We start from the raw sequence: 12,797 nt of genomic DNA, 5'->3' as shown, positions 1-12,797 counted from the left end.
CCGCTCCGGGGGCGGACGTGCGGGCGCCGGCCGGTCCGGCGGCGGGAAGGCCGCCCGCCGGGTGCGCGCACACCAGGGCCGCCAGCACCGCGAGCACGGCCAGGGCGGAGGCCGCCGCCGCGGCCCGGAGCGTCGCCGCGGCGCCGCGCGGATCTCCGGGACGCGACATGGACGGGGTCTCCTCGACGGATACGGGGCACAGCTGCCGAAATGGTACGGGTAAATGGGTTCGCCACTCCGGAGCCGCGGGTGAGATCCTGGGACACGGTATGTCTACTTCCTTCGCCGACCTGCAGACCCTGCTGGCCCAGGTCTCCCTGCGCGACGCCCACCGGCTCGGCCGCCGTCTCGAGGGCGTCCGCCGCATCCGCAAGCCCGAGGCCAGGCAGGCCGTCCTCGACGAGATCGCCACCGAGGCGGAGAAGGCAGCCGTCCGCACCGCCGCGCGGGCCGCCCGGGTGCCCGAGGTCACGTACCCGGAGCAGCTGCCCGTCAGCCAGAAGAAGGACGACATCCTGGAGGCGATACGCGCCCACCAGGTCGTGATCGTCGCCGGTGAGACGGGCTCCGGGAAGACCACGCAGATCCCCAAGATCTGCCTGGAGCTGGGCCGCGGGGTGCGCGGCATGATCGGGCACACGCAGCCCCGCAGGATCGCCGCCCGCACCGTCGCCGAGCGCGTGGCGGAGGAACTGGACACGCCGCTCGGCGAGGCGGTCGGCTGGAAGGTCCGCTTCACCGACCAGGTCGACCCGGACGCCACCTTCGTCAAGCTGATGACGGACGGCATCCTGCTCGCCGAGATCCAGACGGACCGCGAGCTGCGCGCGTACGACACGATCATCATCGACGAGGCCCACGAGCGGTCCCTCAACATCGACTTCCTGCTCGGCTACCTCGCCCAGCTCCTCCCCCGCCGCCCCGACCTCAAGGTCGTCATCACCTCCGCGACAATCGACCCGGAGCGGTTCTCCCGGCACTTCGGGGACGCCCCGATCGTCGAGGTCAGCGGCCGCACCTACCCGGTGGAGGTGCGCTACCGGCCCCTCCTCGAAGAGGACTCCGACGAGGCCGACCGGGACCAGGTCACCGCGATCTGCGACGCCGTCGACGAGCTCCAGGCGGAGGGGCCCGGCGATATTCTGGTCTTCCTCTCCGGCGAGCGGGAGATCCGCGACACCGCCGACGCGCTGATCAAGAAGAAGCTGCGGAACACCGAGGTCCTGCCGCTCTACGCCCGGCTGTCGCACGCCGAGCAGCACCGGGTGTTCCAGGCGCACGCGGGCCGCCGGATCGTGCTCGCCACGAACGTGGCCGAGACGTCGCTGACCGTCCCCGGCATCAAGTACGTGATCGACCCGGGCACCGCCCGCATCTCCCGCTACAGCCACCGCACCAAGGTGCAGCGGCTGCCGATCGAGCCGGTCAGCCAGGCCAGCGCCAACCAGCGCAAGGGCCGCTGCGGCCGCACCAGCGACGGCATCTGCGTCCGGCTGTACTCGGAGGACGACTTCCTCGCCCGCCCCGAGTTCACGGACGCGGAGATCCTCCGGACGAACCTCGCCTCCGTCATCCTCCAGATGACCGCGGCCGGTCTCGGCGACATCGAGAAGTTCCCCTTCATCGACGCGCCCGACCACCGCAACATCCGCGACGGCGTGCAGCTCCTCCAGGAGCTCGGCGCCGTCGACCCGACGCAGAAGGATCCGAAGAAGCGGCTCACGCAGCTCGGCCGGAAGCTCGCCCAGCTGCCGGTGGACCCGCGGCTGGCCCGCATGGTCGTCGAGGCCGACAAGAACGGCTGCGTGCGCGAGGTCATGGTGATCGCGGCGGCCCTGTCGATCCAGGACCCGCGCGAACGGCCCGCCGAGAAGCAGGCGCAGGCCGACCAGCAGCACGCCCGCTTCAAGGACGAGACGTCCGACTTCCTCGCCTACCTCAACCTGTGGCGCTACGTCCGCGAGCAGCAGAAGACCCTGTCGTCGTCGGCGTTCCGCCGCATGTGCAGGACGGAGTACCTGAACTACCTCCGGATCCGCGAGTGGCAGGACATCTACAGCCAGCTCCGCACGGTCGCCAAGCAGATGGGGATCCACCTCAACGAGGACGACGCGGGCGACCAGCAGATCCACGTCTCGCTCCTGGCCGGGCTGCTGTCCCACGTCGGGATGAAGGACGTCAAGGACGGCGCGAAGAACGAGTACCTGGGGGCGCGCAACGCGAAGTTCGCGGTGTTCCCCGGCTCGGCGCTGTTCCGTAAGCCGCCCCGCTTCGTGATGTCGGCGGAGCTCGTGGAGACGTCCCGGCTGTGGGCGCGGGTCAACGCGAAGATCGAACCCGAGTGGATCGAACCGCTCGCCGGGCACCTGCTGAAGCGCACGTACTCCGAGCCGCACTGGGAGAAGGACCAGGCGGCCGTCATGGCGTACGAGAAGGTCACGCTGTACGGCGTGCCGATCGTCGCCCAGCGGAAGGTCAACTACGGGCGCATCGACCCGGAGGCGTCCCGGGAGCTGTTCATCCGGCACGCGCTGGTGGAGGGTGACTGGCGCACCCACCACAAGTTCTTCGCGGACAACCGCAGGCTGCTGACCGAAGTCGAGGAGCTGGAGCACCGGGCGCGGCGCCGGGACATCCTCGTCGACGACGAGACCCTCTTCGACTTCTACGACCAGCGGGTGCCCGAGCACGTCGTGTCGGGCGCGCACTTCGACTCGTGGTGGAAGCACAAGCGCCGCGAGGAGCCGGAACTGCTCGACTTCGAGCGGGAGATGCTCATCAACGAGAAGGCGGGGGCGGTCACCAAGGCCGACTACCCGGACTCGTGGCGGCAGGGCCGGCTGAAGTTCCGTGTGACGTACCAGTTCGAGCCGGGCGCGGACGCCGACGGCGTCACCGTCCACATCCCGCTGCAGGTGCTGAACCAGGTCGTGGACGAGGGCTTCGACTGGCAGATCCCCGGTCTGCGGGAGGACGTCGTGACGGAGCTGATCCGCTCCCTCCCGAAGCCGATCCGCCGCAACTACGTGCCGGCGCCGAACTTCGCGCAGCGGTTCCTGGCCGTGGCGGAGCCCAGCGCCGAGCCGCTGACGACCGTGCTGGCCCGCGAGCTCCAGCGGATGGTGGGCGTCCCGGTGGCCGGCGACGACTTCGACTGGGCGAAGGTCCCCGACCACCTGAAGGTGACGTTCCGGATCGTCGACGAGCGGCGCCGCAAGCTGGCCGAGGACAAGGACCTGGAGGCGCTCCAGCTGAAGCTGCGCCCGAAGGCCCGCCAGGCCCTGTCGAAGGCCGCCGCGGCCGCCACGTCGGGCCCCTCGGGCTCCGGCCGGTCGCTGGAGCGCACGGGCCTGAAGGACTGGACGATCGGCACGCTCACCCGGGTCTTCGAGACCAAGCGGGGCGGCCAGCCCGTCAAGGCGTACCCGGCGCTCGTCGACCAGGGCGAGACGGTCGCCGTGCGGCTCTTCGACTCGGAGGCCGAGCAGGCGCGCGCCATGTGGCAGGGCACCCGCAGGCTGATCATGCTGAACATCCCGGTGAACCCGGCGAAGTTCGCCTCGGACCGGCTGACGAACCAGCAGAAGCTGGCGCTGTCCCGCAGCCCGCACGGCTCCGTGCAGGCGCTGTTCGAGGACTGCGCGACGGCGGCCGCGGACCGGCTGATCGCCGACCACGGCGGGCCGGCGTGGGACGAGGAGTCGTACCGGAAGCTGTACGACAAGGTGCGCACCGACCTCGTCGAGCTGACCATCCGCACGGTGGACCAGGTCCAGCAGGTCCTGGCCGCGTGGCAGTCCTGCGAGCGCCGTCTGAAGTCCACGAACAGCCTGGCGCTGATCAACAACGTCCAGGACGTGAAGGAGCAGCTGGCGCGCCTGATGCCGCCCGGTTTCGTGACGGCGACCGGGCTGCGGCGGCTGCCCGACCTGATGCGCTATCTGGTGGCGGCCGACCGCAGGCTCCAGCAGATGCCGACGTCCGTGCAGCGGGACACCACGCGCATGGCGAAGGTCCACGAGATGCAGGACGAGTACGCCTGGCTGCTGGAGCAGTTCCCGAAGGGACGCCCGGTGCCGCGGGAGGCGCTCGACATCCGCTGGATGATCGAGGAGCTGCGGGTCAGCTACTTCGCGCACGCCCTGGGCACGGCCCATCCGGTGTCGGACAAGCGGATCGTGAAGGCCATCGACGCTCTGGCCCCGTGACCCGGCGGCACCGCCGTCCGGTGACGGTGCGGTCGCCTTGTGTGAAGTCGACCGCACCCTCTGACCTGGGGTACAGTCTTCCTCGCAGCCAGGGAACACCAACGGGCTGCGAAACCTGGTCCTGTGGAGCAGTTTGGAGTGCTCGCCACCCTGTCAAGGTGGAGGCCGCGGGTTCAAATCCCGTCAGGACCGCAGCAGATCGAGAGGCCCGCGCCATCAGGCGCGGGCCTCTCGTCGTCCTGCCGCCTGTTTCGAGGGTCACGGCTCCGTAGGAGGCGCAGGCTGTCGCGACGGCCACCGGCGGGCCGTGGCGTACCGCCCGCCGGGCCTCGCGGGTTACCGCAGCCCGCGCCGCCGGGCCCCGTCCGTGCTCCGCCCGCCGTCCACGGCGCACCCGGCTTCGCCCGCCCTGTCGACCACGGCGCCCTCCGTGCGCTCCGTACCCTCCGTGCGCTCCGCAGGACGCTGGGCGAGCCGGCACCGCCGCAGGCGGGGCGCGGCCGGACCGCGACTGCCCGCGAGCCGCGCGCGGGCCGCAGCCCACCCGCCCGGATCATTCGGCGCCCTTCGGGGGGAGGCGGACCACCGCGGTGCCGCCCTCCAGGTCCACGCGAGTGCGGTGCGGGGGCGCCCCGTCCTCCTCGTCGTCCCGTTGCAGCAGGGCGGACTGCCGCTCCTTCAGCTCCGACTGCTTGCCCGGCGACATGCTCGCGTGCAGCTGCTCGAAGCCGGTCGCGGATATCTGGCCGGTGCGCGCGCCGTTGCGCCACGGGAGCAGGCCCGCCCGGCCCGCACGCAGCAGGAGCTGGTCCGCGAAGGCCAGCGCGGTCAGCAGGAGGACCAGTCCCGGCAGGGTCAGGAAGATGACGAACTCCATGCTCCAGTGTCCCCGGGGGCGCCGGGGCCCGCGCCGCAGGGCCCAACGGCCCTTGGCGGCGGGGGTGGTGGAGACCAGAGTGGTACGCGGGACGCCCCGGGCGGGCGGCGGCCGCGCCACCGTGCGGGGACCGCAGCCGGAATGCGACGGGCCGTCTTGACGGGCCTCCGCGGTCCCGGTACCCCATCAGCAGGGCACCGGTGCCCTTCAGCGGAGGTGACGCGCATGGCGGCGACCACGGCCAAGCACGAGACCCGCGCGCTGCTGCGGGCCCACCTCGCGGCGGCCTCGGGTGCGCGGGGCTACCGGCACCTGACCCGGCGGTGCCCCGTCTGCCACCGGCTCCGGAAACTCGCCGAGCTCAGCGAGCTCCCCGCCCTGCTCCCCGGACCGCCCGCGCCGCACCCGCCCCGCACGCCCCTGGAGCCCTCCTCGGGCACCGACGGCGAACCGTCCACGCTGCCCTGACGGCCCCGGTGTTGACGGTGCGCCAACACCCGTGACCCAGTGGTGCGCAAGCCTTCAGCGCTGTGACGGGAGTCACGGAACCTTTTTCAGAAAGCGCTTCCCTTACCCCCTCCCTACAACAGGCCAATTTAATACGTGCAATGGCACTCTCCCGGCAGCCGCCCGCCACCCCCGACCACCCCTCGGCCCTCACCGGCCGCCCCGCGCCGCCCGCCACACACCCGCCCCACCCTCCAGGGCGCCCGCGGGACCGCGGCGCGCGCCACCGGGAAAGCGCCGGGAAGCGAAACCCCGCGCCCCACCACGCATCCTTCAGGGCACAAAAAATCGCGCCGGACCCGGCGGAGTCCGGCGCGACGCCGACGGCGACCCGTTGGGGCGGGCGGCCGTCAGTGGAGCCACAAGCGGGCGAACCGAGTTGGGGGACCCGGACTTGCCCGTTTCACAGGGGTGTGGAGAGAGTTCAGGCCTCGCTGCGCTGCTGCGGAATGCCGGCCAGCAGAGCGCGGACCTCCGCCTCGCGGTACCGGCGGTGCCCACCCAGGGTGCGGATGGACGTGAGCTTGCCTGCCTTCGCCCAGCGGGTCACCGTCTTCGGGTCCACGCGGAACATCGTGGCGACCTCGGCGGGGGTGAGCAGCGGCTCTGCATCAGGGGTGCGAGCGGTCATGAGCGGCCTCCTCGGGAGAACCGACGTTCTCGGTTCTTTCCTCTAAATTCTGCACCTTGACCCGCGTTGCCCGAAATGGCAGACGCGGGCCGAGTCGGTTATAGGACGAACGGCTTGTCCTCGGCACTACAACTACACCATCTGTCCAGCCACGTTCGGCCAAACCGATGGAATTGCCCTCTCAGGTGTCCATCAGCGGCGGAAGCCAATGGACCATGCCATAGCGGACAGTCACGTCACAGTGACGATCAGTCACAGAGCGATCAGGAGCCACCAGACCCCCCATAGCGTGCAATGCTGAGCCTTCCGTCCCGTATGCGGACGGAAGGAGCCCTCCCCGGACTCCTTGTCCTATTTTGGCACGAGGTCGGGTGATCGACGCAAGAGCCGCTGTTAGTGCTATCCATCACCCTTGAGGCATAGGTCCGGTATCAGGTAAGGGCCTCGCGCCCCCCAGCCGACGCGAGTGCCCCGGTGGCCACGACAGCCACCCGCCGAGGTGTACGCCGCGCCCACGAGCCCACCGGCAGCCCGCCTTCCGGACAGCTCTCGCCCGGACAGCCCGGCACGGTCCACCGCCCACGCGGACCGACCAGCGGACCGGCAGCCCCTCCGACGCACAGCCGGAGCCGGCCGGCTGCCTCACGGCACCGCCGCAGCGCCGCCGACGCCCGGCACGGCCCGACGGCACCCGGCCGTCGCCAGACCGCAGACCGCAGACCGCAGACCGCAGACCGCAGACCGCCGCAGATCAGCCGGTCTCCGGTCGCGCCGCGACCTCAGCTCGCCGACTGGAGGTTCCGCACCGTGCGCCAGCGCTCCGCGAGCCGCTCGTACGCCGCGCCCGCGGCCTCGCCGTCGCCGGCCCGCAGCGCGGCCATCCCCTCCGCCACGTCCGCGGCCGACCGGTCACCGGCGAGCCACTCGGCGGACAGGGCGTACACCAGCCCGCCGTAGTCCAGTTCGACCAGCGCCCGCGGGTGGAACTCCTCCAGCCACCGCCCCACATCTACCAAACCCTCGGTGAGCGGCCCCTCGTCCATCGCGTCCCGCAGCGTCTTCAACGACCGCGCCACCCGCCGGCGCGCCTGCACCATCGGCGTCCGGTAGCGCAGCACCGCGGCCTTGCCGGCGCCGCCGGCGGGCACGTACTCCCGCTCCTCGTCCGCGAAGAGCGTGAACCACCGCACGGGCACCTGCCAGGCCGCGCTCCTGATCCACGGCCGCGCGTCCGGGTTCCGCTCCCGCCACTGCTCGTGGTCCGCCGCCGCCTGCTCCCGCACCACCGGCGGCAGGGCCGCGTCCAGCACCGGGGGCGGCAGCAGCCCCGGCAGCTCGGCCAGGGCCAGCCAGCCCCGCAGCCGGGTCCGCCAGGGGCAGACGCACACCGTCCCGCCGACCTCGGCCACGAATGCGTCCCCGCTCTCGTGCACCGGCACCGGGACGGGCGGCGTCGGCAGCAGGTCGGCCAGCGAGCGGCGCAGCTCGTCCTGGGCCGTGGGGGTCTCCCCCCGCAGGGCGCGCTGCGCGTAGTGCTCCCAGTGCCCGCGTTCGGGTTCGGGAAAGGCGGCGAGCGGCTCGTACACCCGCAGGTAGGAGGCGTAGGGGACGGCGAGGGAGGAGTCAGCCGGCATGCCGGAATCCTTCCACGCCGGTACCCGTCGGTACTCCGAGGAGGTGATCCTGCGCACTGCGGGATACCTACGCCCAGGTAGCACTTACTCTCTTGCCGAACGGATCGCCTCCCCACCCACAGGAGGGGTCCGTAATGCCGCTTCGTACTTGGGAGTCACCACCGTGACCGATGTGACCGACGGCGTCCTGCACACCCTGTTCCGTTCGGAGCTGGGCGGCCACGAGCAAGTCGTGCTGTGCCAGGACCGCGCCACCGGCCTGAAGGCCGTCATCGCCCTCCACTCGACCGCCCTGGGCCCCGCCCTCGGCGGCACCCGCTTCTACCCGTACGCCTCCGAGGAGGAGGCCGTCAGGGACGCGCTGAACCTCTCCCGGGGGATGTCGTACAAGAACGCCCTGGCCGGCCTGGAGCACGGCGGCGGCAAGGCCGTGATCATCGGCGACCCGGAGCAGATCAAGACCGAGGAGCTGCTGCTGGCGTACGGCCGGTTCGTGGCCTCCCTCGGCGGCCGGTACGTCACGGCCTGTGACGTCGGCACGTACGTCGCCGACATGGACGTCGTCGCCCGCACCTGCAGCTGGACCACCGGCCGCTCCCCCGAGCACGGCGGCGCGGGGGACTCCTCCGTCCTCACCGCGTACGGCGTGTTCCAGGGCATGCGGGCCTCCGCGCAGCACCTGTGGGGCGACCCGACCCTGCGCGGCCGCAAGGTGGCCGTCGCGGGGGTCGGCAAGGTCGGCCACTACCTGGTGGAGCACCTGCTGGAGGACGGCGCGGAGGTCGTGATCACGGATGTGCGGGAGGAGTCGGTGCGCCGGATCACCGACAAGCACCCGCAGGTCGCCGTGGCCGCCGACACCGAGGCCCTGATCCGCACCGAGGGCCTGGACATCTACGCGCCCTGCGCGCTGGGCGGCGCCCTGGACGACGCCACCGTGCCGGTGCTGACGGCGAAGGTGGTGTGCGGCGCGGCCAACAACCAGCTCGCACACCCGGGTGTCGAGAAGGACCTCGAAGAGCGCGGGATCCTCTACGCGCCGGACTACGTCGTCAACGCCGGCGGTGTGATCCAGGTCGCGGACGAGCTGCACGGCTTCGACTTCGACCGGTGCAAGGCGAAGGCCACGAAGATCTTCGACACCACGCTGGAAATATTCGCACGTGCGAAGACGGATGGCATTCCCCCGGCTGCGGCAGCCGACAGGATCGCCGAGCAGCGGATGGCGGACGCCCGCCGCTGACCCCCGCCCCGCGGCGCCCCCACCGGGCCGCCGCGGGCATCCGCCGCCCTGTACCGGCCACCGCCGCGGCAGCACCCATGTCCGGCGGTAGGCCGCGGATACGGACCCACGGGGGAAACGCTCACTCGATGGTTTGTTTCCGGACAGGAAGAAGACGCCCGCCGGGCATGCACCCTTGACAGGGGTACCCGGCGGGCGGCAGCGTGCGTCCGCGTCGGATTCCTCGGGGAGGCTCCGCCTCTTCGTGCGTTCGTACAGACATCTGTTCGCCGACAGAGAGACAAGACTCACGCCGGTCTGCGGGTCGACCTCAGGAAGAGGTTAAAATCGCAGCTGACCAGCGGGGACGGGGCTCCTCGCAGGTTCGGCTCCGAGGCGCGTCATGCGGGCGGCGTACCGTATGGCCGCGGAAGCAGGTACCGTTGAAGCCCTACGGGCCGGTCTCCCCACGGGGAGTCCGTCCCGAATCGTGAACGCGTGTCAAGACTCTGGGGCCGTCGAGCCCTGTCACCGAGGGGGTCGAGCCATGGGGCGCGGCCGGGCCAAGGCCAAGCAGACGAAGGTCGCCCGCCAGCTGAAGTACAACAGCGGTGGGACGGACCTCACACGCCTGGCCGAAGAGCTGGGCGCATCGACTTCGAGTCAGCCTCCGAACGCTGAGCCGTTCGAGGACGACGACGAGGAAGACGACCCGTACGCTCGCTACGCGGAGCTGTACAACACCGACGACGAGGACGAGGAAAGCGATCCGTCCTCGCACCGTCGTGGCGCTTGACGCCTGAGCTTTCCTGAACCGGTCCGGGGCCTCGCCCCGGACCGGTTTTGGCTGCTCAGCTCGCGTAGTCGCCCGTGAGGACGGCGCCCGATGCACGGTCGCCGCGCTCGGTGACCTCTCCCGCGACCCAGGCGTCGAGGCCCCGGTCCGCGAGGGTGGCCAGCGCCGCGTCGACCGAGTCGGCGGGCACGACGGCCATCATGCCGACACCCATGTTCAGGGTCTTCTCCAGTTCGAGCCGCTCGACCTGACCGGCCTTGCCGACCAGGTCGAAGATCGCACCGGGGGACCACGTGGACCGGTCGACCACGGCGTGCAGGTCGTCGGGGATGACCCGGGCGAGGTTCGCGGCCAGGCCGCCGCCGGTGATGTGGCTGAAGGCGTGCACGTCGGTGGTGCGGGTGAGCGCCAGGCAGTCCAGCGAGTAGATCCTCGTGGGCTCCAGCAGCTCCTCGCCGAGGGTGCGGCCGAGCTCCTCGACCTGCTGCTCCAGCGACATCCCGGCCCGGTCGAACAGCACGTGGCGGACGAGCGAGTACCCGTTGGAGTGAAGGCCCGAGGAGGCCATGGCGACGACCACGTCACCCGTACGGATGCGATCGGGGCCGAGCAGGCGGTCCGCCTCGACGACTCCGGTGCCGGCGCCGGCCACGTCGAAGTCGTCCGGGCCGAGCAGCCCGGGGTGCTCGGCGGTCTCGCCGCCGACGAGGGCGCAGCCGGCCAGGACGCAGCCCTCCGCGATGCCCTTGACGATGGCGGCGACCCGCTCGGGGTGGACCTTGCCGACGCAGATGTAGTCCGTCATGAACAGCGGCTCGGCGCCGCACACGACGATGTCGTCCATGACCATGGCGACCAGGTCGTGGCCGATGGTGTCGTACACGCCCATGCGGCGGGCGATGTCGACCTTGGTGCCGACGCCGTCCGTCGCGGAGGCCAGCAGCGGCCGCTCGTAGCGCTTGAGGGCGGAGGCGTCGAAGAGCCCGGCGAAGCCGCCGAGGCCGCCGAGGACCTCGGGGCGCTGGGTCTTCTTCACCCACTCCTTCATCAGCTCGACGGCGCGGTCACCCGCCTCGATGTCGACGCCCGCGGCGGCATAGCTGGCGCCGCCATCGGCACTCACAGTCTGAGACATGGGTCAGAGCTTTCGTGTCGTACAGCCGGAGGTTGCTGCGGAGGAACGTGCGGAGAAGGGGTGGGTGGGGAGGGGAAGGCGGGCGACGGCCCGGCGCGGCCTACGGGCGGCGCAGCGCGTCGGTGGCGGCCGTGGCGGCCGGCCCCGCGGCGAGCTCCGTCTCCAGCAGCTGCTTGCCGAGCAGCTCCGGGTCGGGCAGCTCCATCGGGTATTCGCCGTCGAAGCAGGCGCGGCACAGGTTCGGCTTGGCGATCGTGGTCGCCTCGATCATGCCGTCGAGGGAGATGTAGGACAGGGAGTCGGCGCCCAGCGATCTGCCGATCTCGTCCACGGACATGCCGTTGGCGATCAGCTCGGCGCGGGTGGCGAAGTCGATGCCGAAGAAGCAGGGCCACTTCACCGGGGGCGACGAGATCCGGATGTGGACCTCGGCGGCGCCCGCCTCGCGGAGCATCCGGACGAGGGCGCGCTGGGTGTTGCCGCGGACGATCGAGTCGTCGACGACGACCAGGCGCCGGCCCTGGATGACTTCCTTGAGCGGGTTCAGCTTCAGGCGGATGCCCAGCTGGCGGATGGTCTGGGACGGCTGGATGAAGGTCCTGCCGACGTACGCGTTCTTCACGAGGCCGGCGCCGAACGGGATGCCGCTCGCCTCCGCGTAGCCGATGGCGGCGGGGGTGCCGGACTCCGGGGTGGGTATGACGAGGTCGGCCTCGACGGGGGCTTCCTTGGCGAGCCTCCGGCCCATCTCGACACGCGAGAGGTAGACGCTCCGGCCGGCGATCTCGGTGTCGGGCCGGGCGAGGTAGACGTACTCGAAGACGCAGCCCTTGGGCTTCGCTTCTGCGAAGCGGGAGGTGCGCAGACCGTTCTCGTCGATGGCGATGAGCTCGCCCGGCTCGATCTCGCGGACGAAGCTGGCGCCGACGATGTCGAGGGCGGCGGTCTCGGAAGCGGCGACCCAGCCCCGCTCCAGCCGGCCGAGGACCAGCGGGCGGATGCCCTGGGGGTCGCGGGCGGCGTAGAGGGTGTGCTCGTCCATGAAGACGAGGGAGAAGGCGCCCCGCACGGACGGGAGGACCTTCGCCGCTGCCTGCTCGACCGTGAGCGGCTTGCCGTCGTCGTCGGTCTGTCCGGCGAGGAGGGCCGTCACGAGGTCCGTGTCGTTGGTGGCCGCCACCTGGGTGGCGCGGCCGTTCTCCTTGGGGAGATCGGCGACCATCTCGGCGAGCTGGGCCGTGTTGACCAGGTTGCCGTTGTGGCCGAGCGCGATGGACCCGTGGGCGGTGGCCCGGAAGGTCGGCTGGGCGTTCTCCCAGACGGAGGCGCCGGTGGTCGAGTAGCGGGCGTGTCCGACCGCGATATGACCCTGGAGGGAGCTGAGGGAGGTCTCGTCGAAGACCTGGGACACGAGTCCCATGTCCTTGAAGACGAGGATCTGGGAGCCGTTGCTGACCGCGATTCCCGCGGATTCCTGACCCCGATGTTGGAGGGCGTAGAGCCCGAAGTACGTGAGCTTTGCGACCTCTTCGCCCGGAGCCCAGACACCGAAGACGCCGCAAGCGTCCTGGGGGCCCTTCTCGCCGGGAAGCAGGTCGTGATTCAGTCGACCGTCACCACGTGGCACGCCACCGAGTGTAGGCGAGACCGAGCACTGGTCCGAATTGGGGATGCGCCGCCGGTGCGCGGAGCGGGGGCGGGCACGTCCGGTCGCGGGGCCCGCCGCCCTCCCGCCACGGCCGCGCCCGCGCCCCGCGAAACACGGCCTGGTCAGGGGAACCCCCGGT

Annotated in this window: 9 protein-coding genes and 1 tRNA gene; 5 read left to right on the top strand and 5 right to left on the bottom strand. The window is 71.3% G+C overall.

The window, feature by feature from the left end:
• Positions 1 to 269: 269 nt before the first annotated feature.
• Positions 270 to 4,208: an ATP-dependent RNA helicase HrpA gene (gene hrpA, locus BJP40_RS22125; RefSeq protein ID WP_071281822.1), complete on the top strand. Its 3,939-nt coding sequence runs from the start codon at positions 270 to 272 to the stop codon at positions 4,206 to 4,208.
• A 117-nt stretch (positions 4,209 to 4,325) separates the two neighbouring features.
• A tRNA-Asp gene (locus tag BJP40_RS22120) sits at positions 4,326 to 4,400 on the top strand.
• Between the two features lie 361 nt (positions 4,401 to 4,761).
• Here BJP40_RS22120 and BJP40_RS22115 read toward each other — a convergent pair.
• Positions 4,762 to 5,085 (bottom strand): DUF6191 domain-containing protein, encoded by a 324-nt coding sequence (locus tag BJP40_RS22115; protein ID WP_071281821.1) that lies wholly within the window; start codon positions 5,083 to 5,085, stop codon positions 4,762 to 4,764.
• A 225-nt stretch (positions 5,086 to 5,310) separates the two neighbouring features.
• On the opposite strand from BJP40_RS22115, the gene BJP40_RS22110 reads away from it, so the two are divergent.
• Entirely contained in the window at positions 5,311 to 5,553 is a 243-nt protein-coding gene (locus tag BJP40_RS22110; RefSeq protein WP_071281819.1) for a DUF6274 family protein, read from the top strand.
• Positions 5,554 to 6,016: 463 nt separating this feature from the next.
• Here the strand turns inward: BJP40_RS22110 and bldC are convergent, their stop codons facing one another.
• A complete protein-coding gene (bldC, locus tag BJP40_RS22105; RefSeq protein WP_003949541.1) occupies positions 6,017 to 6,223 on the bottom strand; it encodes a developmental transcriptional regulator BldC in 207 nt (68 codons plus the stop codon).
• Positions 6,224 to 7,002: 779 nt separating this feature from the next.
• Positions 7,003 to 7,857 (bottom strand): hypothetical protein, encoded by an 855-nt coding sequence (locus BJP40_RS22100; protein ID WP_071281817.1) that lies wholly within the window; start codon positions 7,855 to 7,857, stop codon positions 7,003 to 7,005.
• 163 nt (positions 7,858 to 8,020) lie between these two features.
• Between BJP40_RS22100 and BJP40_RS22095 the strand changes: the two genes are divergently transcribed.
• Together BJP40_RS22095 and BJP40_RS22090 are read left to right on the top strand one after the other, a co-directional pair.
• The gene (locus tag BJP40_RS22095; protein WP_071281827.1) at positions 8,021 to 9,100 is read left to right on the top strand and encodes a Glu/Leu/Phe/Val dehydrogenase; all 1,080 of its coding nucleotides are present in this window, start codon (positions 8,021 to 8,023) and stop codon (positions 9,098 to 9,100) included.
• Between the two features lie 526 nt (positions 9,101 to 9,626).
• Positions 9,627 to 9,875, top strand: a complete 249-nt coding sequence (locus BJP40_RS22090) for a DUF3073 domain-containing protein (RefSeq protein WP_071274382.1) — start codon at positions 9,627 to 9,629, stop codon at positions 9,873 to 9,875.
• Positions 9,876 to 9,930: 55 nt separating this feature from the next.
• On the opposite strand, the gene purM is transcribed toward BJP40_RS22090, so the two are convergent.
• Both purM and purF read right to left on the bottom strand, forming a co-directional pair.
• Complete coding sequence (gene purM / locus BJP40_RS22085) at positions 9,931 to 11,010, bottom strand: phosphoribosylformylglycinamidine cyclo-ligase (RefSeq protein WP_071274385.1); 1,080 nt, start codon at positions 11,008 to 11,010, stop codon at positions 9,931 to 9,933.
• A 100-nt stretch (positions 11,011 to 11,110) separates the two neighbouring features.
• Positions 11,111 to 12,637: an amidophosphoribosyltransferase gene (purF, locus tag BJP40_RS22080; protein ID WP_071274388.1), complete on the bottom strand. Its 1,527-nt coding sequence runs from the start codon at positions 12,635 to 12,637 to the stop codon at positions 11,111 to 11,113.
• Between the last annotated feature and the right edge of the window lie 160 nt (positions 12,638 to 12,797).

The organism is Streptomyces sp. CC53 (assembly GCF_001865245.1).
Lineage (GTDB): Bacteria > Actinomycetota > Actinomycetes > Streptomycetales > Streptomycetaceae > Streptomyces.
The sequence above is the reverse complement of the archived record's forward strand: the minus strand, read 5'-3'. Positions and strand labels throughout refer to the sequence as shown.

Excerpts from the sequence above, each read along its gene's own strand:
- hrpA (WP_071281822.1), top strand. The coding sequence starts at position 270 with ATGTCTACTTCCTTCGCCGACCTGCAGACCCTGCTGGCCCAGGTCTCC.
- BJP40_RS22115 (WP_071281821.1), bottom strand. The coding sequence starts at position 5,085 with ATGGAGTTCGTCATCTTCCTGACCCTGCCGGGACTGGTCCTCCTGCTG.
- BJP40_RS22110 (WP_071281819.1), top strand. The coding sequence starts at position 5,311 with ATGGCGGCGACCACGGCCAAGCACGAGACCCGCGCGCTGCTGCGGGCC.
- bldC (WP_003949541.1), bottom strand. The coding sequence starts at position 6,223 with ATGACCGCTCGCACCCCTGATGCAGAGCCGCTGCTCACCCCCGCCGAG.
- BJP40_RS22100 (WP_071281817.1), bottom strand. The coding sequence starts at position 7,857 with ATGCCGGCTGACTCCTCCCTCGCCGTCCCCTACGCCTCCTACCTGCGG.
- BJP40_RS22090 (WP_071274382.1), top strand. The coding sequence starts at position 9,627 with ATGGGGCGCGGCCGGGCCAAGGCCAAGCAGACGAAGGTCGCCCGCCAG.
- purM (WP_071274385.1), bottom strand. The coding sequence starts at position 11,010 with ATGTCTCAGACTGTGAGTGCCGATGGCGGCGCCAGCTATGCCGCCGCG.